The sequence below is a fragment of the Lentimicrobiaceae bacterium genome (genome assembly GCA_020636745.1).
Classification (GTDB): Bacteria; Bacteroidota; Bacteroidia; order Bacteroidales; family Lentimicrobiaceae; genus Lentimicrobium.
Genome location: JACJXH010000001.1, coordinates 665,004 through 686,784, shown reverse-complemented (window position 1 = coordinate 686,784; position 21,781 = coordinate 665,004). Strand labels below are relative to the sequence as shown.

General features: G+C 42.2%; 15 protein-coding genes. 8 read left to right on the top strand and 7 right to left on the bottom strand.

Features of this window, described 5'->3' with window-relative positions:
- The first annotated feature begins 234 nt into the window (after positions 1 to 234).
- Positions 235 to 1,119, top strand: a complete 885-nt coding sequence (locus H6541_02710) for a hypothetical protein (protein ID MCB9014679.1) — start codon at positions 235 to 237, stop codon at positions 1,117 to 1,119.
- 200 nt (positions 1,120 to 1,319) lie between these two features.
- Positions 1,320 to 3,869, top strand: coding sequence for a response regulator (locus H6541_02705; GenBank protein MCB9014678.1), 2,550 nt, complete (start codon positions 1,320 to 1,322; stop codon positions 3,867 to 3,869).
- Here the strand turns inward: H6541_02705 and H6541_02700 are convergent.
- Together H6541_02700 and H6541_02695 are read right to left on the bottom strand one after the other, a co-directional pair.
- A complete protein-coding gene (locus H6541_02700) occupies positions 3,866 to 5,269 on the bottom strand; it encodes a sigma-54-dependent Fis family transcriptional regulator (protein ID MCB9014677.1) in 1,404 nt (467 codons plus the stop codon). The genes H6541_02705 and H6541_02700 overlap by 4 nt on opposite strands.
- 111 nt (positions 5,270 to 5,380) lie before the next feature.
- Positions 5,381 to 8,869, bottom strand: coding sequence for a PAS domain S-box protein (locus tag H6541_02695; protein MCB9014676.1), 3,489 nt, complete (start codon positions 8,867 to 8,869; stop codon positions 5,381 to 5,383).
- Between the two features lie 390 nt (positions 8,870 to 9,259).
- Between H6541_02695 and H6541_02690 the strand changes: the two genes are divergently transcribed.
- Positions 9,260 to 10,486, top strand: a complete 1,227-nt coding sequence (locus H6541_02690) for an NAD(P)/FAD-dependent oxidoreductase (protein MCB9014675.1) — start codon at positions 9,260 to 9,262, stop codon at positions 10,484 to 10,486.
- A gap of 53 nt (positions 10,487 to 10,539) precedes the next feature.
- Here the strand turns inward: H6541_02690 and H6541_02685 are convergent, their stop codons facing one another.
- Entirely contained in the window at positions 10,540 to 11,526 is a 987-nt protein-coding gene (locus tag H6541_02685) for a dihydroorotate dehydrogenase-like protein (protein MCB9014674.1), read from the bottom strand.
- A gap of 305 nt (positions 11,527 to 11,831) precedes the next feature.
- A complete protein-coding gene (locus H6541_02680; GenBank protein ID MCB9014673.1) occupies positions 11,832 to 13,451 on the bottom strand; it encodes a S41 family peptidase in 1,620 nt (539 codons plus the stop codon).
- A 236-nt stretch (positions 13,452 to 13,687) separates the two neighbouring features.
- Here H6541_02680 and H6541_02675 point away from each other — a divergent pair, with 236 nt between their 5' ends.
- The 5 genes from H6541_02675 (at position 13,688) to H6541_02655 (ending at position 17,473) form a co-directional block, all read left to right on the top strand.
- Entirely contained in the window at positions 13,688 to 14,410 is a 723-nt protein-coding gene (locus H6541_02675; GenBank protein MCB9014672.1) for a hypothetical protein, read from the top strand.
- Positions 14,411 to 14,674: 264 nt separating this feature from the next.
- The gene (locus H6541_02670) at positions 14,675 to 15,379 is read left to right on the top strand and encodes a hypothetical protein (protein MCB9014671.1); all 705 of its coding nucleotides are present in this window, start codon (positions 14,675 to 14,677) and stop codon (positions 15,377 to 15,379) included.
- Positions 15,360 to 15,764 (top strand): hypothetical protein, encoded by a 405-nt coding sequence (locus H6541_02665; GenBank protein ID MCB9014670.1) that lies wholly within the window; start codon positions 15,360 to 15,362, stop codon positions 15,762 to 15,764. Before H6541_02670 ends, H6541_02665 begins: the two co-directional genes overlap by 20 nt.
- 19 nt (positions 15,765 to 15,783) lie before the next feature.
- Entirely contained in the window at positions 15,784 to 16,686 is a 903-nt protein-coding gene (locus H6541_02660; GenBank protein MCB9014669.1) for a hypothetical protein, read from the top strand.
- A gap of 82 nt (positions 16,687 to 16,768) precedes the next feature.
- Positions 16,769 to 17,473 carry a rhomboid family intramembrane serine protease gene (locus H6541_02655; GenBank protein MCB9014668.1) on the top strand — a complete coding sequence of 235 codons (705 nt, stop codon included), beginning with the start codon at positions 16,769 to 16,771 and terminating at the stop codon, positions 17,471 to 17,473.
- Between the two features lie 4 nt (positions 17,474 to 17,477).
- Here H6541_02655 and H6541_02650 read toward each other — a convergent pair whose 3' ends face one another.
- The 3 genes from H6541_02650 to H6541_02640 form a co-directional block, all read right to left on the bottom strand.
- Positions 17,478 to 18,827, bottom strand: a complete 1,350-nt coding sequence (locus H6541_02650; protein ID MCB9014667.1) for a tetratricopeptide repeat protein — start codon at positions 18,825 to 18,827, stop codon at positions 17,478 to 17,480.
- A gap of 20 nt (positions 18,828 to 18,847) precedes the next feature.
- A complete protein-coding gene (locus tag H6541_02645; GenBank protein ID MCB9014666.1) occupies positions 18,848 to 19,792 on the bottom strand; it encodes a helix-hairpin-helix domain-containing protein in 945 nt (314 codons plus the stop codon).
- A 149-nt stretch (positions 19,793 to 19,941) separates the two neighbouring features.
- Positions 19,942 to 21,777, bottom strand: coding sequence for a sodium-dependent transporter (locus H6541_02640; GenBank protein ID MCB9014665.1), 1,836 nt, complete (start codon positions 21,775 to 21,777; stop codon positions 19,942 to 19,944).
- Between the last annotated feature and the right edge of the window lie 4 nt (positions 21,778 to 21,781).

The following is a 21,781-nucleotide window of genomic DNA, read 5'->3' as shown; positions in this document are numbered from 1 at the left end:
GCTTTTGTTTTGGGAAAAACCCTTTATTGATAAGGATTTCTAATCACGTAATTGATTTTTTTTGTGATAAAACAACCCGATAAGATTAAAACATTGCCCAAAATGGGGTCATTCATACACACATCTAAAAATACACAATAGCATCTATATCTCTATATATCAATCACTTGTAAATTTATTGGAACAATGGCTTATATTTTGCCAATCAAGTGTAAAATTTAAACCAATATCACCATGAAAAAACTGATTTTAATCCTTATTGCGCTTCCCTTGCTGTTTACTTCCTGTGAAAACAAAAAACAAACCGCCAAAATAGCTGAATTAGAACAGGATTTAATGAAACAGATGAGTCAGACATCAGCAAAGGATTCATTGATCAACGATTTTTTGGAAACCCTGAACCAGATAGAAAGTAATCTGGCCGAAATCAAAACCAAAGAAAAACTCATCAGCCAGGAAACAGCCTCAGGCACCGAGCTAAACAAACCTGCCCGCGAGCGCATAAACGAAAACATCAAGCTCATCAACGAATTGATGCAAGAAAACAAGCAAAAAATTGCATCTCTCAATTCAAAACTCAAGAGTTCAAAAGCCAAAATTACCGAGCTTGAAACTGAGCTTAAAAACATGATTGAATTAACCAACCAGCAATTGGCCGAACGCGATCAGCAAATTGCAGGACTTAAAGAAGAATTGGCTAACCTCAATTTTTCGGTGGCTATGCTGAATGATACCATTTCGAATATCAGAAACCAGAACAAAACCCTTCAGGGAGTTGTGCTTGATAAAACCAATGAAATAAACACTGCCTACTTTGTAGTTGGCCCTCGCAAAGAGCTGATTGAGAAAAAAATACTGAACAAACAAGGTGGATTTCTTGGATTAGGAAAAACGCAGAAATTATCAGGCGATGTAAATCTTTCTGATTTCACTCAAGTTGACATCCGTCAGTTGAAAAACATTCCTTTGGGAGTTAAAAAAGCCAATCTTATTTCGGTTCATCCTGCAGGTTCATACGAGTTGGTGATGAATAACAAAAAAGTGGAAGAGCTTATCATTAAAGACCCTGCACTTTTCTGGCAGAAATCGCGTATGCTGGTTATCTCCACCGAGATTTAAATCAAAATAAAGAATTCCGGCAGGACAGGAAATAATATAAAGCTCCCTCACGCAACTTGTGCCGGGGAGCTTTTTTTTTGGACTTTCAATGATATTATTCATCCTGATTGAAAGCAAAAACCAACTTAATGGCAGCAAAAGCAGCAGAACGTAAAGCAGAGTCATTTATAATTAAACAAATGCACTTAACTTTGCAGTAGATGAAAAAGCAAGGACAATCAGAGGGGGTTAAAGGGAAAGTATTATCAGGCTTCTTTCTGTTGCTGATTATAGCATTGGGAGCCGTTCTGGCTGTTATACAACTGGCCAGCCAACTAACGCCTCCTGACTCAGGAATATCACAATCGGTCATTAAGCTTACGCTGGTAAGCAATATGCTATCGAAACAAATTGAAGCTGACGGACAGGCGCGGGCGTATATTACTACTGGTGAAAAACGCTATCTATACCGGTATCGCAAGCAATTTGTGGAAATAAAAAAGCTGGCCGACTCTCTTAAATACTCAAGCACATTACAACCCGAGCAATACAAAAGAATGCTGGCTGTTGACAGTTTGCTAAAGCTGAAGAAAACCACCATGGAGAATTTCTTCAGAACGCGCATTGTACCCGACACCATAAGCAGTATAAAACCGGTCATACACAAAAGCCCTTCGGGCATCTCTGATTCAGTCAAAGTAAAACCCACTTCAATTCCTCAGCCGGTTACAACAAAACAAGGGGTAGAAAAAGGGCAAAAAGAGGGCTCAGGCAATATCTTCAAGAAATTATGGAACAATATAACCGGCAAAAAAAGCAAGCAGGATTCCTTACAAAGCCAACCGGTATTAGTCCCTCCCCTGCGCGACACCATTGGTGTATTCACCGCAAAAAATGACACAACACTTGAAATGGTTAAATCGCAGCTTCAACGTATGGGTGCGAAGGAGAGACTTGAAAGGCAGATGAATGTAGAACGTGAACTTCTTTTATTAAAGACCAACCAGGTGATTATGGATGAAATCAGAAAAGTACTGTTTTTGTTCGAAAAAGAAGAAATAAGCCGGGCCATTGAAGGTGCTGAAAACAGTAAAGTTGTACTAAAAAGGCTTTGGTACACTGCCCTGGCACTTACCTCTGCAGGTTTGTTTACGATGCTTGTTTTTGTCATCCTGATATGGAAAGATTTGGCCCGTTCGGCTTTTTACCGGAAACAACTCGAAAAAGCCAGACAACTGGCCGAGCAATTGCTTAAAGTAAAGGAACAGTTCCTGGCCAACATGAGCCATGAAATCAGAACGCCTATCACCTCCATCATCGGATTTACCGAAAGGCTTTCGGTTACCCGTTTGTCAAAAGAGCAAAGCAACTACCTGAATTATATCAACACCTCATCAGAACATTTGCTTGGCCTGGTCGACGATTTGCTGGATTATTCGAGGATAGAAAGCGGCAAATTCAACCTCGAATCTATTCCCTTTGCCCCTGCCGACCTGCTGACTCATGCATTTGAAACCTTGCGTCACAAAGGAGAAACCAAAGGGCTGACCATGATTTTCGAATCAAACATCAACAAATCACTGGTCTTATCAGGAGACCCGTTAAGGCTGAGGCAAATTATTTACAATCTGCTGAACAACAGCCTCAAGTTCACTGAAAAAGGCAGTATCATTTTAAAAGCAACAGCTGAATCCGAAGGCCACAACACAACCAGGCTATCATTCTCAGTAACCGATACAGGAATAGGCATTCCAGCTGAAAAACAGCAAGAGATTTTCGAGGAATTTACACAGGTTGATGCAGGGATAACAAGAAAATACGGAGGCTCTGGATTGGGCCTTGCCATATGCAGGAAGCTCACCGAACTTATGAATGGCAATATTCAGCTGAAAAGCAACACAGGAGAAGGCACTTGCGTAACTGTGGCCATTCCACTGGAAAGATATCAGGGCGAATATATACCCGAACAATACCATCACAAGGTTGCAAAGCCTGAACTTACCGGAGTAAACATCCTGCTGGCAGAAGACGATCCTACTACCCGGATTCTGTTGAATGATTCACTGGTATCGTATGGCGCCTCTGTTGATGTAGCCATTGACGGAGAACAAGCCTGGAAGTATTACCTGGCAAGGAAAGAGGGGTACCAACTGGTGATGACTGACATTCAGATGCCGCAGATAAGCGGCCCTGAACTTGCTTCGCTTATTGACAAACAGGCAAAAGAAACAGGCATTGCAAGGCCGCCTGTAATGGGACTAACAGCACATGCTTTACAGGAAGATCTTCAGTTTTTTAAAGCGAGCGGAATTGATGCCGTACTAATCAAGCCATTCAGGGTTGCGCAGCTTGAGGATATAATTAATCAGCTGATTGAAACAAACTCTATCGTAAAAACGGCACCGATAATGAGTAAAAACGAGCATAAGGACACTCTGAATTATGACACATTCATGCAGTTTGCCGGGAATGACACCCAGGCATTAAACCGCATTCTTCACTCATTGGCAGACAGCCTTCAGCAAACATCGGCTGCCATGCAGGAAGCTTTTGAAAAAGAGCAGATAAACGAACTGGCATTGCTGGCACACCGCATGTTGCCCAATGTGAGAAACCTGGGAGCAATGAAAGAAGTAAGCCTGCTTAAAGAACTTGAATCGCTCAGAACTCAAAGCAATCCCAATATAGAAAACATTGGCACAAAGCTGCATCAACTCAGATTGGGGATGAAAGAAATTGAAACCATACTCAGAGAAAGGACATCAGCTTAAAGCGGGATTCCGTATTGTTTCATTTTATTATATAAAGTTTTGCGATCCACATTCAAAAGCCTGGCAGCTTTTGATTTGTTAAATCTCACCTTTTCGAGTGTAGCCACAATCAATTCTCTTTCGCTCCGCTGCGAAGTATCTTTCAGGCTAAGATCCAAAGCCTGCTCAGGAAGGATTGTTGCATTATCCTCTTCGACGCCAGCTTCATACGTTTGGAATGGCTGGCCTGTTGCTGGTTGAATCTGATTAGCAGCGAGTTCGTCGGGGAGTGTTTCGGCTTCAATTACATTTCCCTTCGACAAGAGCACAGCCCTTTTGATAATATTTCGCAATTCTCTGAAATTTCCCGGCCACGAATAATGCAGAAAAATATGCTCCACTTCGGACGAGAAATCAGCCACTTGTTTATTGAGCTCTTTGTTTGCCTGATTCAGAAAATAACGGGCAAACAGGATGAGGTCTTCCGGTCTGTCGCGCAAGGGAGCCACCTGCACGGCAAATTCATTGATGCGATGGTATAAGTCTTCGCGAAACTCACCTTTTGCAACAGCTTGTTTCAGATCTTCATTGGTAGCTGTAATAATTCTGACATCCACCGGGATTTCAACCGTTGAGCCAATGCGTCTGATTTTGCGTTCCTGAATAGCCCTGAGCAGCTGTACCTGAATTTCATAACTAAGGTTACCAATTTCATCGAGAAAGATGGTACCCCCATTGGCTGCTTCAAACTGGCCCTGTTTATCATTGAAGGCTCCGGTAAATGCACCCTTGAGATGGCCAAAAAATTCGCTGCCGGCCAAATCGCGGGGCAAAGCACCACAATCAATGGCCACAAAAGGTTTATCGTTTCGTGCGCTAAGCTGATGAATTTTGCGGGCTATAAACTCCTTGCCGGTTCCGCTTTCGCCCAGAATCAAAACCGACATACCCGTAGGGGCTACAAGAGCTGCATACTCGGCAATTTTAAGGGCTGCCTGGCTTGTACCTTCTACATAAAGATTGTCATCGGCAGCAGGCTCTTCCTGATTAGCCTCATTACCAGGCGATTTCAGTGCGCGTTTAATGGTTAGCAGAATTTCATCAGGATTTACCGGCTTGGCTACGTAATCAAAAGCGCCTAATTTTATGGCCTGCACAGCTGTTTTGATATCGGCATAACCCGTCATCAATATCACCGGCGTATTTGGTGCTTCACGGTTGGATAAATGAAGCACTTCCAGCCCGTCATGATCAGGTAACCTCAAATCGGTAAGAATGATATCAGGAACAAATGATTTAATTTTCTTAACTGCATCAGAAAATGAAAACGACTGCTCGACATCAAAACCATTCTTACGCAGAAAGGTCTCCAGCATCAGGCAGAAAGTCACATCATCATCAACTATTAATACTTTTCTCATTCTTAACTGAAACTACGGGTTGTATTCAGCAAAGTTAAAAAGTTAAACTGATTTTTAAACTTTTCAGGGCATTTTTGCGCATATACGGCTAACCGGCCAGCAGACAATATTCTATTTCAGATACTTGCCAAGTAAAGAAATAAGCACATCCTGATTTATAGGTTTGGCAATATAATCGTTGCACCCTGCCGTTAAAGCACTCTCTTTGTCACCTTGAAGGGTAAGCGCTGACTGCGCAATTATAGTTAAACCGGGTTTTATCCTTCTGATTTGCCTTGTGGCTTCAAAACCACTGATACCCGGCATTTTCAAATCCATCAGTACAAGTGCTATTGCATCATTCTCACGGCACATTTGTACGGCTTCTGTTCCATCCACAGCATGCAGAATTTGAAATTCAAAGGGGCTAAGCATAGCTTCAAGCAGTCTGAAATTAAAGATTTCATCTTCAGCAATCAGAATGGTCACACCAGACGGAATATTGTTCATGGCTGAATCATTGGTTTCCTCATTATGATAGACCGCATGAGTCGCTGATTTGTAAGGAATGGTAAAATAAAAGACAGTTCCTTTATTGAGCTCACTTTCGAGCCAGATTTTTCCGCCCAGCAGTTCGACATAGGATTTAGAAATTGAAAGACCAAGACCTGTTCCTCCAAAATTACCGGCAAGATTATTGGTGGCTTGCCTGAAACGTTCAAAAACAGCCTCATGCATATCCTCAGGTATGCCAATTCCATTATCCTCAATGGTAAATTTTAAAAAGTCGCCATCCTTCACGTAACCATACTTAATATTTCCCTTATCGGTGAATTTAATTGCGTTGTTAATCAGGTTAGACAATATCTGGGTTAGTTTGGTTTCGTCTGTAATAACAAGAGCATCTGCATCTTTGAGTGCCGTTGAATAAGCCAGTTGAATATTTTTCTCCGAAGCTTTTGCAATGAGCTGATAATAAATAAGATGAAGCATTTCATTCAGGTTCACCACGCTTTCACTCACTTTTTCCTGTCCGGCTTCAAGGGTGGCAATATTCACTATATCTGTAATGATAGACAACAACTGATTGCTACAACTATTGATTACGGCATTGTACTCATGTAAATCGTTTTCATTGATTCCTGGTTGTGTAATCAGGTTTGAAAAACCCACAATTCCGTTCATTGGAGTTCTTATTTCATGAGAAATATTATGCAGGAAAGCTGTTTTAAGACGGTCGCTCTCTTCTGCTTTTTCCTTTGCTTTAAACAATGCATCAATGAGCTCCATTTTTTCGGTTGTGTTGCTCACTACCGAAAGCACTTTTTCATCATTTAACTTAACCATAGTTGCTCCAAAGTACTTCAGGGTATGATTTTCTTCAAGCGTAAATTCATACTTATGAAGCTGGCCGGTTTTTAATACCTGACTGATATTTAACAAAGTAAGAGCAACCACTTCCTGCAAACGGATGTCAGCATGAGGAGCGGAATAAAAGTTCATGGCCTGAGTAAGCGTCTTGTTCTTTTCGTCATCGGAAAACGACTCAAGTAACTCTCCTTTACTATTAAAAATAAAAACCGAATCAGGGAAGGCTTTAATAATACTGTTGGTTTTCTGAAGATTCTCTAAAGCTATTTCTTTGGATTTGACTAATTGAGAGATCATCTGATATTGCTCTGTAATATCATTGGCAACCACAATAACAGCCTCCTGTCCAAAATATTTACCCGGATAAAACCGAACTTCTTTAGGAAATATTTCACCATTGCTTCTTAGTCCCCAAAATTCAAAAACCTGAGATTTACCTTCAAAAGTCCGCATCAGCCTTCCCGGAACATCAACCAAATCGTTTTTTCCGGGCGCTGACAGAAATGCAGGAGTATGTCCGATAAAGCGTTCTTTGGGATACCCGTACATAGCTTCAGCACCTTTGTTCACATCCAGAAAATTTCCCTGGCGGTTCATGATATATACTGCACTTGTAATACTGTTAAATAATCCCCGGTAACTTTCCTCGCTGTTTTGCACGTCTTTTATCACAAGTCTGCGGTGCAATGCGACAGAAGCAATTTTTACGAATGACTCAATGATTTTAACTTTTTCGAGTTGATAGTTGCTTGGAGTAATAATGGTTACATCGCCAAGCAGATAATTACGTCTGGCAAAACCCATTTCATAGATAGTTCCGATATCGAATATTTTTTCGAGGGCATTGCAGGTAAATTTATTTAAGGCTCCTGACAACAACTCAAATAAATCTTTGCGTGTAGTCAGTTTCTGAAGAAGCACTTCCTGCTTTCTTTCCGGAGTGAGTTTAACACTCATTCCAACCGGATGTTGCCCGATTACTTTCAACACTTTATCCAGCATTTTATGAATGCCAAATAAGGATTGTGAAGTCATTACCTGTGTATTTTCATCGAATGAAGTAACGAGAACAATGCAGTTTTGAGCCAACTCGGCAATTTTTAAGCCAATAAAATCATAAATATTCTCGTTGTCGTCCATTTCAAGAAATGCCAGCGAAGCCTGACTCAGAAATTCATCACTTACTTGAGCCTCTTTCAGTTGAGTAATGTCACGACCAAAGACCACCAGTCCTTTTCTTGAATTGTCGTCATTGAACAAAGGCACTTTTATCACATCATACCGGTGGTGATTGCCATGAATATCTGAAACGAGCTCTTCAACTCTTATCTGGCCACCAGTTTTCCAGGCCATTTCGTCGGTTGAAGCACAATCGTTAAAGGCTTGTTTAAAAACACCTGAAGTATGCTGCAAAAGCTCCGAATCGTTTTTCATCCGGTAATCGATGTGCTGAAGATGATATAGTTTCAGGATACTGTCATTGGCCTGAATCCATCTGCCATTGCCATCTTTGAAACAAATCACGTCAGGAGTAGCATTGATTAACGCTTCTAGTTTTTCTTCTGTTTCAATCAGACTTAGGTTTGATTTTCTTCTGGTTTCTTCTACACCTATGGCATTGCTGATGATATTCATCAACGTTTGAAAACTATCTCCTGGAACCATATCACCCTGGTAAAGGGCACACAAGGCACCAACAGCATTCCCATTGGAGAATACTGCCTTTCCGATGTAAGTCTTGAGTCCGTATTGTTTTACATTCGGGTCACTTACAGCATAAATAGTATCAGGTAAATTGCTGATAACCAGCATCTGATCTTTTGCATTTTGAATAACATCATAACAAATATGGCCTTCGGGGCGGTCAACAGGATTATACCCCTCAGGTACAGACCACTGACCTATTGAACTGAGAATATCACCATCAAGACGATTATAAAGAGCACAGGTAGCGCCAAACAATTTTCCAAGCAACTGAGTTAAAAGCGTTATATTTTCCTGATAATCAGCTCCCAGCATTCTGAAAGTTTCATTCAGCATGGCGTAATACTCCTCGACACAACTATCGCGTGAAGCATTTTGTTTACCTTTTTCAACAACCGGAACTTCCTCTGATGAAGATTTATTCAGCTCTGACCACAACTCCCTTACCAGCTCAAACAATTGCTTTTCACCTGAGGACAGATTCGGTCGGTTATAATGAAGAATGGTTTGTTCCACCCTGGCGCGAAGGGAATGATCTGTTAGCATACATTCAGATTTTTAAATCTTAGTTGTTCAATATAAAATATAACAAGCCAATACTTTTATCACTCTACAGCATGCACCATTGTGTACTTAAGCCGTCTTTTTCAACGCGCAGGTTGGCCACTTTCTTAAAAATGGCATGCCAATGATAGATGCATGGAATTTAAGTAAAAACAAAATATTTTCGATGCAACAAGCTTAATTTTACTAACAACTTAATAACATATTTTATTAAAAGACGAAAACAGTTTCAGGAATGCTGCATATACTGGATTTGGCATCTATTTTACTGAATATAATGACATTAAACGTTGAATCAAAGATTGCAACAAAAGCCAAAACAACCTATATGTGTTTGCATACCGTAAAAATGAATTAATTTCGCCGCAGAATATGGACAGCGCAAAGTTTTACGATACGATAATTATTGGAGCAGGACCGTCAGGTTTGTTTGCCGGAGCGATGCTGAATAAAGGTCGATGCCTGATATTAGAAAAAAACCGCCAGCCAGGTCAAAAGCTATTGATTTCGGGGACGGGGCAGTGCAATTTCACCCATGCAGGACCTATTCATCAGTTTCTTGATCACTATGGCGATAATTACCGGTTTTTAAAGCCCTCTTTTTCGGCTTTTAACAATCATGAATTGATTGCATTTTTCGGCAAGCATGGCATCAAAGCAGTTGAAGACAAAAATGGCAAAATATTCCCTTCGAGCCTGAAGGCCGGCGACATTCTTAACACATTGCTGAATATTTGCCATAGAAAAGGGGTCGTGATAGCAACAGCTACCCCGGCGCAAGGAGTTGAAAAAACTGAAAATGCATTTATTGTAAAAACGCAGGATTTCATTTATCAGGCAAAAAACCTGCTCATAACCACAGGAGGGCTCTCCTATCCATCAACAGGTTCAACAGGTGACGGCTACCGTTTTGCAGCCTTACTGGGCCACACGATTATTGAAACCCGTCCGGCTTTGTGTCCGGTTATAATTCACCAGTATTCTTTTGCCGGACTTTCAGGTGTATCAATAGATGCAGCAGAAATAAGCATTTACAGAAACAATCAGAAAATCAAAAGTCATAAGGGAGATATTGGCTTTACGCTGAATGGCCTGACCGGACCGGGAATTCTTGATTTTTCGAGAAATTTTAAAGATGGCGACACATTGAAAATAAACTTATGCGGAATGAATGGCCCTGATTTGGAGCAGTTGTTTAAACAAACGGCTGACTCAGCCGGTAAAACACCGCTACATACCTTTCTGAAAAAAACCGGTATGCCCAGAAGCCTGATGCTGACGATAATTGAGCAGGCAGGTATACATGCTGAAAAGCCGCTGGCAGAGATCTCAAAATCCGACAGAATCCGACTGGTAAAGTTATGCAGTGAATTTCCATGTGTGATTGAAAAAACAGCCGGTTATAAACGAGCGATGGCAACGGCAGGTGGAGTTTCAACTGAAGAAATTTCGCCCAAAACCATGCAATCACGACTTATTCCCCACCTTTACTTTGCAGGCGAAGTACTTGATATTGACGGCGACACGGGAGGCTACAACCTGCAGGCAGCCTTTTCAACCGCATTTCTGGCCGCACAATCTATCAATAAAGCTGAATAAAAAAGGCATTTACCTAATAGATAAATGCCTTTTATTATAGCAACAGCAAAAGCTTACTCAATACCCGCAAAGTGTTTCATAAACTGCACACGTTCGTAAGCAGCGGGGTTTTCGGCTTTTTTAAAGCTCATCTTACCAATAAAATCCTCTGTTTTCTCAAAGCCTTGTTTTTCCATCCAGGTTTTCAATCCATCATTCATTTCATTGATGCGCTCAAATCCGTTTTTATACAAAGTAGAGGCTACCTGAACAGCTTTGGCTCCGGCAAGCAACTGTTTAATTAAACCTTCACTGTTATGCACGCCCGTTGAGGCACACACATCGCAATACAATCTGTCGCTCAGCATAGCCACCCAGCGCAACGAAGTTGAAATTTCGGCTGGTGTACTAAAAACATTGGTCGGAACAACTTTCATTGTATCAATATTGATATCAGGAGAATAAAACCTGTTGAACAGAACGATTCCATTAGCTCCTGCCCACGATAATTTCAAGGCCATTTTGGCAAGTCCGGAGAAATAATAGCTAATTTTTAAAGCCACCGGAATTTTCACCTGCTTTTTCACTTCTTCCAGAATACTGAAATACCTTTTTTCATTCTGCTCAGCTCCCATTGCCGGATCGCTGGGCAAAATAAAGATATTTAATTCCAGCGCATCGGCACCGGCTTCTTCAATTTTGGAAGCAAATGAAACCCATTCATCAGCGGTTACACAATTGATGCTGGCAATAATGGGAATACTAACCTTTTCTTTGGCCTTTCTGATGAGCTGAAGATATTCATCCACCCTGTGGTTGTGACTATAATTGGCTATATAATCCTGTGCTTCAGGGTAATAGTTCGATTCAATATGATTTGAAACTGCGTGAGCGGCTTCATAACGAATCTGCTCTTCAAATAATGACTTAAGCACAACAGCACCGGCTCCACGACGCTCAAATTCAATGATATTGTCAATGGAGCTGGTAAGCCCTGAACTACCAATAATAACAGGACTGCCAAGTGTAAGTCCCATGTATGTTGTCTGAATGTTTGCCATAATCACTGAGGCTTGAATACGGGTTGAATCTGATGAAAATACGAATAAAAATCCGGTTAACAAATTTAAAGATAGATTTTAAAAAACCTAAAAACTATGTTCATTTTATTTTACCAACAGAAAAACCTGATATTTAAACCATTACATATATCTCCCTGTTTTTCGTCCGGCACACAGTGATTTTGAAAAACAGAACCATCTATTGACCCGCCTGAAACGGGCAGTTTATCAACAGGCCATAAACCAAATAAAAAAGCCGTGATGCACAATGGCACCACGGCTAAATCATCTTCAAAAATGAGAAATTATTGCGCAATACTTAATTTACGGAACAACAGGTCGTCGTGAATGGCATCAATAGCATGGTTGAGTTCATTATCAATAGGGCTAATCACTTCAAAATAAGCACTAACATCAAACAGGTTGCGGGCAACCATTCCTTTGAGAATATACCTGATATCATTCCCTGATTTTGCCAGCCCTTCTTCATCAGCAGGCACCTCTTTAGAGGCAGCATAAGCAACAAATTCGTCAAAGAAATCACCTTCAACCTTAAAGTCCTTTACAAAACCGGCGATATCAGGATAAGTTGTTTTCAGTATTTTGCGGTTATTTTCCATGTATGACATGACAAAATCATTAAACAATCCTTTGCGCCATAGATCGGTATAATATTTTGAGTTAAAGGTGGTATCGATGGGAATAAAAACATCAGGCATAATACCGCCACCACCGTAAACCACCCTGTGAGCCGGTGTAAAATACCTGAGCGAATCAGGAAATTTTATGCTGTCAGCCGAAACAAATTCGCCATGTTTAAACCTGCGGGTAAGGTCGGCATAGTAATCTTCAGCTCCTTCTTCGTATGGTTTCTGAATACAACGACCTGACGGGGTATAATACCGGGCAGTTGTAAGACGAACCACTGAACTGTCGGGGAGCTCAAACGGGCGCTGAACCAAGCCCTTACCAAATGACCGGCGCCCAAGCACCAATCCGCGGTCCCAATCCTGCACAGCACCAGCAACAATTTCACTGGCTGAGGCACTTCCTTCGTTCACAATTACGACCAGTTTTCCTTTTTCAAATCCGCCACGCGAAGTTGACTTAAAATCCATTCTGGGGCTTCGCAACCCCTGTGTGTAAACAATGAGTTTGTCGGACGGCAAAAATTCATCGGCCAAATCAATGGCTACATCCAGAAAACCGCCGGAGTTATTGCGCAAATCAAGAATCAGGTTTTTCATTCCCCGGGCTTTTAGCGCTGCTATCGATTCACGCATTTCGCTCATGGAAGTGCGTGCAAAGCGGGTAAGTTTGATATAGCCAATATCTTCAGTGGCCATAAAAGTAGCATCAATACTGTTTAAAGGAATTTTATCCCTTACGATGGTATAATCAATCAGCCCTTTGCGGCCTTTGCGGAAAATTTCAACTTTAACCTTTGTACCTTTGGGGCCGCGCAGGTGTTCCATCACATAACTGTTGGTTATCTTGGGGCCATAGGCCTGCTCACCATCAATGGTAATGATTTTATCACCGGCCATAATCCCCAGCTTTTCAGAGGGGCCTCCCGGAACAGCGGCCACAACCAGTATCGTATCGCTATAAATCTGGAACTGAATGCCTACTCCGTCAAAATTTCCAACAAGCGGCTCATTTGCTTTTTTAACTTCCTCCTTGGAAATATAAACCGAATGGGGATCAAGATCTTTCAACATGGCCACAATAGCCTGCTCGGTTAATTCAGCCTGATTGGTTGAATCAACATAATAATAGTTAATTAACTGAAGCAGAGAGGCAAATTTCTGAACTGTTGAGCGGCTGTCGGCCCTCTGCTGGGCCTGAAGCTGAACAGAACCACCCAAAAGCATCAGACCAATAAGTATGATTGAGCGGAAACAGTGAACGTTTTTATAAGTCATCTTTAGAAAATTGAAAAATTAACCACAGTTTAAATGAATAGCAAAGTTAGCATTTTTATTGCCTGATTAGTGAACAATCGATGTGCGGTTATGGTTTAGTTCTGAATTTATTGCGTTTGAACAAGCCCGTATGAATTGATTTAGCAAGGATATCAGATATTTCTGTCCCTCAACCAGGCTCTGTTAAAGGCATAGCCGGCACATGCTTTTTATGATAATTTAACACCCCGTATTACATGAAAATAACAAAAATCAAATCAGGCCTTTTACTTTCATGGATATTGGCATTTACATTTTATTCGTGCAAACATGAACCGGAATCCTTACCAAATTCTTCAAACAATCAACCGGGCGATTCTTTGCTCACAGAAGTAAGTTGCCATCCGGATACCGTTTATTTCGAGAACGACATTTTGCCCATCCTTCTTTCGGGATGTGCCATGTCGGGATGTCATGACGCAGCAACGGCTCAGGAAGGTGTTCTGCTAACTTCATACAATTCAATTATAACAACAGGTGAAATCAGACCCGGAAATCCCGGAAACAGTAAGTTATACGAGGTGATAACTGACAATGAGCCGGACGACAGAATGCCTCCTGCACCAAATGCTCCCCTTTCAACCGATCAGATTCTTAAAATCCGAAAATGGATTGAACAGGGCGCCCGCAACAACCGATGCGACGCGGCCTGTGACACCAACATTTTTACCTTTTCAGAGGCTATTCAACCTTTAATCAATACGAACTGCAAGGGATGTCATCAGGCAAGTCAAGCCTCCGGCGGCATCAGACTTGACGACTACACCTCCATCCATCAGGCCGCTGCCAACGGCAGTCTTTTAGGAGCAATCAGCCATCAGCAGGGTTATTCGCCAATGCCCAAAGGCGGAAACAAGCTCTCCGATTGCGCCATCACACAAGTAAAAAAATGGATGGAGAATGGAGCCGGGAACGACTAATTTTCGAAAAAATAATAACGTGCTGACAACTAAACTCTTTTTGACAATGGATGGCTAAGCAACACAATAACAAATTGAAACCCGGCTTAAAATACTATCTTTGATATGATAAATCATAAAGATGGGTTAAGCCTGAAATCAGTACTTTATCAGTTGCATGAGAATGAACTCACGGGTATTTGACTGTTAAATCAACTTCCAAACCCATATTCACAAAAGAAACAATCACTCACCCCATCTGTAAGACACCATAATTTCAGCAACATGATCAGAAAAGCCATATTCCTTACAGCAATTATAATGATGGCTATAATTGCACTGCAATGCAAACATGAAACCGATTTTTCAGATTTTCCGGCCAATCCGGAACCTCCCATTCCAACAGCCAGTTGCGACCCTGATACAGCATATTTTGTCAACAGTGTTTTGCCTTTGTTGCAATCATCGTGTGCCAGGTCAGGCTGCCACGACGCCGGTTCGGCCAGTCATGGAGTGATAATGACCGACTATTACCGCATAAAAATAACCGGGGATGTAAAGCCGGGCAATGCTTCGGGCAGCAAGCTTTACAAGGTACTTTCTGCTTCGGGTGAATCAAAAATGCCTCCATCGCCCAACGACGGCTTTACGGCCGAACAAAAAGCACTGATAGCCAAGTGGATAAACCAAGGAGCCAAAAACAACTACTGCACAGAAGCCTGCAATCCGGAACTTTTCACATTTGCTGCTGACATTTTTCCGATTATTGAAACCAATTGCAAAGGCTGTCATAGTGGCTCGCAACCCAATGGAGGAGTGCGGCTCGAAGATTATGCTTCGGTAAAAATATCGGCCACCAACGGAAGCCTTTATGGATCAGTATCTCATGACGCAGGATACTCTCCCATGCCTAAAGATGGCAATAAACTCTCAACATGCAACCTCAGTCAAATTAAAAACTGGATAGACAATGGCGCACCCAACAACTAAACTCAATCAAAAACACTTTATGCAGATTGTTGCCATGTTTTTCGCAGCAACCATGTTAACCTCCTGCTATTATGACAATGAGGAGTATTTATACCCCGAATTGCCCGGAGGTGTGTGCGACACAACCGGCGTAACATACTCACAAACAATTGCTCCGATAATGGCATCCAGCTGCAATAGCTGTCATAGTCAGGCCTCGCCATCGGGCAACGTAATTACAAGCACTTACGACGGATTAAAAGTGGCTGTAAACAGTGGCCAGTTCAGAAAGGCCATCAACCACGAAGCCGGTGCTTCAGCCATGCCACAGGGCGGCAATAAGCTACCAGCCTGTGAGTTACTTAAAATTGACGCATGGATAAATCAGGGAGCTCCACAGAATTAAGCACTTAAAAAACATGAAGATGAAAAAATCTGTACTATACATCAGTCTGCTGTTTTCCCTCTGCATTTTATTATCCACGGGAGCCCGAAGCCAGGATTTAATGGATGTATTCGGGGATGAACCACCAACTACCAATTACACTTATGCCACATTTAAAACAACAAGGGTTGTAAGCGGACATTCGGTTGAAAATCCAGCCAACGGTGTGCTTCTTTTTATGATATCGCACCATTTTGGCAAAGTAAATTCGGGTGCTTATGATTTTTTTGGCCTTGACCAGGCCACCATCAGGCTGGGGCTGGAATATGGAGTAAACGATTTTTTGAGTGTGGGCGTGGGCCGCAGTTCCTATCAAAAAACCTACGATGGCTTTATAAAAGCTAAAGTTTTGCGGCAAAGTAGCGGAGACCGCACCATGCCATTTACCCTTACGCTGTTCTCATCAATGGATCTCTTTTCGCTCAAATGGCAAAATACCGAGCGCAAAAACTACTTTACTTCACGTATGACTTTTGTGCATCAGTTATTGATAGCCAGAAAATTCAACGACCGCATCTCTGTTCAGTTTTCGCCCACCTATATCCACAAAAACATGGTAACCAGTGCAGTTGATGACAATGACACATATGCAGCAGGTATTGGAGGCCGGTTAAAGTTATCGCCGCGCCTCAGCCTCAATGCCGAATATTTTTATGTGATGCCGGGTACTGTTGCCGACAATTTTGAAAATCCCTTATCAATTGGCGTTGACATTGAAACCGGAGGGCATGTATTTCAACTTCATTTCAGCAATGCCCAACCTATGTTTGAAAGAGGTTTTATAACTGAAACAAGGGGAAAATGGACCAATGGTGACATTTATTTTGGATTCAATATCAGCAGGGTGTTCACCCTTAAAAAGCCGGCAGCTTTTCAGGAATAAACACATCCTTCAATTTTATATTTAAAAATCAGGAACAGTTTTTGAGGATAATTGGCAGATACAATTTCAAAGCCAGTATATCATGCAGGAAGAAAAAAGAAGATTGATAACAGCTGCCATTATTTTTGCAGCTGTTGTTGCTGTTTTATGGGCTGTTAAAGCCTTTGAAATGATTTCCGGCATTTCTCTGGCACAATTTGGCATATTACCTTTACAGGCAAAAGGACTTCCGGGAATCCTGTTCGCCCCGTTGCTTCATGCCAATCTGGCGCATCTGACCGCCAATTCAGCACCTCTGTTTTTTCTGGGAGCACTTCTTATATACTATTACCCTAAAAATGCACTGAGTATTTTCTCCTTATCATGGCTGCTCACCGGATTATGGGTATGGTTGTTTGCACGCGGGCAGGCTTATCATATTGGTGCCAGTGGTGTAGTTTATGCACTGGCCGTTTTCCACTTTGCCAGTGGCGTAATCAGGCGCGAGCCCCGGCTTATGGCTTTAAGTATGCTGGTAATTTTTCTCTATGGCAGTATGGTCTGGGGATTCTTCCCTGATTTTTTCCCTAAAGAAAACATTTCATGGGAATCGCACCTGATGGGAGCTCTGGCCGGACTTGTGCTGGCAGTTTATTACCGCGACCAGGGACCACAAGCCAAAGAATACCAATGGGATGATGACGACGAGACAGATCTGCCATATGATGATGAGAAATATATGAACGCGCCCGGCTCTGATAAAAAAACAGTGGCTGACAGCTCTGACTATCACTCAACAACCACCTGAATAATCAGGATTTCCGTTTTCTCCAAAAAGATCTGGCAACAATAACAACCAATACAGTTCCAAGGCTGGCCATAACCAACCAATACAGACAGCTGCCTTCGAATGAAGTCAGCAAATTATTTCCTTCCGAAACCACATCTTCCATCTGTTCATCATCAGGCTGTTCAGTGTTTATTCTTTTAAGAGAATCGGCCATGGTACGGTAAAGCGCCAGGTAAACTTCAGCACTGTCAAACTGTTTTTGAGCCGAATAAGAAATAATTAAATTCCCGTACATCCCTCTTAAATCCTGTTTAAGGCCTATTTCACGGGCAATTTCAACGCCCTTCTTCAAGTACTCAACTGATTGTTCAAAATCGCCGGTTTTTCTGAACAACTCCCCCATTGAGTTAAGCGTAATGGCAGCGCTTCTCTTATCATTTAACTGCTGACTATATTGAAGAGCCTGAAAAAAATAGCTGACGGCCAGTTCTGCATCTCCGGTTTTAGAATACAGCTTACCCAAATTGTCAAGGGTAGTTGCCAGGCCGGCCACATCATCAAGGTCGTCGCGCAATACCAGCGCCTGATTCAGATATTCAATAGCTTTGGCAGTATTTCCGGCGTTTTGATACACTCCTCCAATATTGTTCAGGCAATAAGCCTTGCTGTAGTCATCACCTGTAGCTTCTGCCATTTCCAATACTATATTGAGTTGTTCAAGTGCCTGCTCAAGCCTTTTCATATTGATATACACTGTACCAAGGTTGATACGGGCATCAATCAAACGGGACGTATCCTTGCTTTCTCCTGCAATTTCAATCACTTTCTCAAATGCCTGAATGGCTTTTCTGTTTTCGCCAGTATAGCTGTAGATAGTACCGGTGTTAAGCATGCCGCTTGTAGCTCCGGCAATATCGCCCAGTTTGGTTTTTAAGGCAATTGATTGCTCAAAATAGCGGATGGCCTCGGGATATTCGCCTTTTTCCTGATAGATAACGCCGATATTATTGAGACAGGCAGCTATCCCCTTCTGATCTTTCAGCTTTGTATACAGTGCATACGACGAATCGAACTGCTGCCTTGCCACATCAAGGTTGCCGGTCATAAAATAAATTACGCCAATATAGCGGTGCGCTCTTGCCAGAGATGGTTTATGCTTGGTTTTGCGGGCAAGCTCGAGAGCTTGCGTCGCATAAACAAGCGCCTGAGGAGGATTGGTATTGCGCACTTCTTCGGCTTGCTTCACCAGGGCTTCAACCGATGGTAACACCTGTGCGGGAGCAGGAATAACAGCAACCAGCAGTAACCCAAGTATAAAAACACCTGTAACAGCAGGCAATTTCCGTATCCGGATTCGTAATTGTATCAGCATATATTGACAGGCAGTGTTCATTATTGAGGGTCGGTTGTCAGGTAAGGTCTTAGTTTAAGATATAACTCATCATATATCAGAGCTATGCTCCTGATTTCGTCAGGCGAATGATAGGCTCCATTTTTGATGCGTTTGTCAACAATGGCTTTGGCAATGTAATAATCAATGTAAGGATGTTTCCTCATTTCCTCCAGGGAGGTAGTATTGATATTGATTTTCGTTATCAATGACGCATCTGCAAACACCTGCCTGCGAATTCCTGAAAACCGGGCGCTATCAATGCTGTACACTTCCTGCAGTTGTTCAACATGGGTAAACCCACCCAGTTTGGCTCTGTATTTCATAATGCGCCGGGCTGTTGCAGGCCCAATGCCATAAACTTTTACCAATGCAGCCGAATCGGCAGTGTTAAGTTCAACCTTATTTAACGTGGGATTGTACTTTGAAGGAGTTTCCGACGGGTAGGTTCCTTTTTTTTCGGTTTTAGTTTCAGTTAAGGGCAAAGACTGAGCAGGAATATCTATGTAAGGTTCAAGCAAATCATACACTTCTTCAGTAACGGCATAGAGTTTTTTCAAATCCTCCTTATCGCGGAAACGCCCCCCTTTTTCCCTGAATTTAAGGATGCCGGCAGCCTGTTTTTCAGTAAAACCCAATTTAACCCATCCATCTGAATCAAGGGTATTGGGGTCGAACAAAAAAGGCCTGAAGATAGCACGGGCCACAGATTTATCGGGATTATTATAATCAAAACTACCCTGCTCGCCGGCTGGCTGGCTTTCCTGCAATTTGCGAAACTCAGCAATTTCCTGCTGAAATTCAGAAACATCCGTCAGGCCTGCCGGCGCACGACTGGAATAGATGCGGGGCAATAAAATCAAAAACAGAATAAGCAGCAGAATAAAAAAAATGGCCATACTCTCTGCTTTCCCAAAATTGAAATATTCCTTCAGAAACTTTTTCAAGTCGCATCAGCTTTTGTTGGTCCCGTCATTTTCTGAATAAGAATCAGGCTCAGGTTTAGGCTTGGTAGTCAAAACTTTATAAAAAAACCATCCGGTAAACAGGATAACAATGGTTTCAACCGTTATCATCATTATCAGTGCACTTGCATTCATTTTTCAGTTCTCCTTTCATTACTTCTTTTATTCCATGCTATATAAACCAGTACCGAAATGAGCAGAAAAACAAGCAATAGCAGCAACCTGGCCATATCAACAAACAGAACCTTATTTAAAACTTTACCCGTATAAATCACCTGGCCGGCAGTGACCACTTCGCCTGTATCAACTGCAAGAATGTGTTTACTGGCTTTGTATTGGTATACCTGTGATATAAGTTTCCCCTGATTGTCATAAGCAGAAGTCCTGACATAACTCCGGTTTTTAACCTGATAAACGGAGTCAACCACGCCGGCTGCTTCGGCATAAAAAGCGGGTGCTATCCAATCTTTATTGGGACCGATTCCTTTGTGCTGCAATTGACCAAGAATACTTTCTTTATGCAGTTCCCAGCCTTTTAAACTAATGCGCGACCAATCATCATTCACCGGGCGCAACAGAGCGCCGGTAAAAACGAGAATTAACGCAACAGGTGTAATGTACTTAATCACAAACCGATAAATTACAGGAACCTGAATATCAGCGCCATCGGTAATTTCGCGCCAGCCCTTTTTAAGTCCAAAAACCCACGAAAACAAAATAGACTCAAGCAAGGCAAACACCACCAATGAAACTGTACCGGCCCAGTAATCATATTCATCAAACACTCCGTCGTTGAAGAAGAAAATAGTAGGCAACCCCAGGATGAGCACCACCATGCCAAAAGCCGCAGCCGACTTTTTGCGCGACCACTTAAACTCATCCATCATAAAGCCCATGCCGGGAGTGCCCATGGCCAGCGAGGATGTAATGCCAGCAAAAAACAGGAGTCCGAAGAAAGCTGTACCTGCAACGGCCGAAAGCACAGGCCCCCATTGTTCAAACAGGAAAGGCATAGTACGAAAGCCGAGACCAAGGCCACCAATGCCTGTTAACTCCACCACTTTATCAATTCCAAGATAGCCAATGGCTATTGGAATAATTACAGCACTACCCAAAACTATTTCCACAAACTCATTCATCCAGCCGGCCGACATTGCATTGAGGGCAACGTCGTCTTTCTTTTTCAGATAGGAAGCATAGCATTGAATAGAGCCCATGCCAACCGAAAGTGTAAAGAATATTTGTCCGGCAGCGGCCAGCCAAACTTTAGGGTTTGACAGCGAAGTAAAATCCGGCGTCCACAAAAAATTAAGACCAACAGTTCCGTCGTGCACAGCTCCGTTTTGCCCTGCTTTAAGTGTTATCCCCTTCACAGCCAGGAAAATGCCAAAAACAATAAGCATGGGTACCCCGATTTTAGCCACTTTCTCAATACCAGCGCTTAAACCCTTGCTCAGAATCCAGGTATTAAGAGCAATACAGAACACAAAAAAGACAAGGGCTTCATAGGGAATGCCGGTGGTAGAGGTTGTTACATCCAGATAATTTGTAAAGAAAGCAGCAACTGCATGCTGATCAAGATGATTGAACGTACCGAAAAGGGAATGAAAAATATAAGATATTGTCCAGCTTTCGATGTAGCAATAATAAGCCGCAATAGCAATATTAGAAAAAATACCAAAGACCCCCACATATTTCCAAATCCAACGCTTGTCCATTGACTGCAGGATAAAAGGGGTGGAATGATGCCCGAATTTACCACCGAAACGCCCCGATGACCATTCGATAAAGAGCAAGGGAATGCCCATCACCAGGAAAGAAACCAGATAAGGAATGATAAAGGCACCTCCCCCATTCTGAACAGCCTGTACAGGGAAACGAAGAAAATTTCCAAATCCTACAGCATTTCCGGCCATAGCCAGTACAAGACCCACACGCGAGCCCCATGTTTCAGTATTTGCAGTCATTTAA

Excerpts from the sequence above, each read along its gene's own strand:
- H6541_02670 (MCB9014671.1), top strand. The coding sequence starts at position 14,675 with ATGATCAGAAAAGCCATATTCCTTACAGCAATTATAATGATGGCTATA.
- H6541_02660 (MCB9014669.1), top strand. The coding sequence starts at position 15,784 with ATGAAAAAATCTGTACTATACATCAGTCTGCTGTTTTCCCTCTGCATT.
- H6541_02655 (MCB9014668.1), top strand. The coding sequence starts at position 16,769 with ATGCAGGAAGAAAAAAGAAGATTGATAACAGCTGCCATTATTTTTGCA.
- H6541_02710 (MCB9014679.1), top strand. The coding sequence starts at position 235 with ATGAAAAAACTGATTTTAATCCTTATTGCGCTTCCCTTGCTGTTTACT.
- H6541_02700 (MCB9014677.1), bottom strand. The coding sequence starts at position 5,269 with ATGAGAAAAGTATTAATAGTTGATGATGATGTGACTTTCTGCCTGATG.
- H6541_02695 (MCB9014676.1), bottom strand. The coding sequence starts at position 8,869 with ATGCTAACAGATCATTCCCTTCGCGCCAGGGTGGAACAAACCATTCTT.
- H6541_02650 (MCB9014667.1), bottom strand. The coding sequence starts at position 18,827 with ATGCTGATACAATTACGAATCCGGATACGGAAATTGCCTGCTGTTACA.
- H6541_02705 (MCB9014678.1), top strand. The coding sequence starts at position 1,320 with ATGAAAAAGCAAGGACAATCAGAGGGGGTTAAAGGGAAAGTATTATCA.
- H6541_02665 (MCB9014670.1), top strand. The coding sequence starts at position 15,360 with ATGGCGCACCCAACAACTAAACTCAATCAAAAACACTTTATGCAGATT.
- H6541_02640 (MCB9014665.1), bottom strand. The coding sequence starts at position 21,777 with ATGACTGCAAATACTGAAACATGGGGCTCGCGTGTGGGTCTTGTACTG.
- H6541_02675 (MCB9014672.1), top strand. The coding sequence starts at position 13,688 with ATGAAAATAACAAAAATCAAATCAGGCCTTTTACTTTCATGGATATTG.
- H6541_02680 (MCB9014673.1), bottom strand. The coding sequence starts at position 13,451 with ATGACTTATAAAAACGTTCACTGTTTCCGCTCAATCATACTTATTGGT.
- H6541_02685 (MCB9014674.1), bottom strand. The coding sequence starts at position 11,526 with ATGGCAAACATTCAGACAACATACATGGGACTTACACTTGGCAGTCCT.
- H6541_02690 (MCB9014675.1), top strand. The coding sequence starts at position 9,260 with ATGGACAGCGCAAAGTTTTACGATACGATAATTATTGGAGCAGGACCG.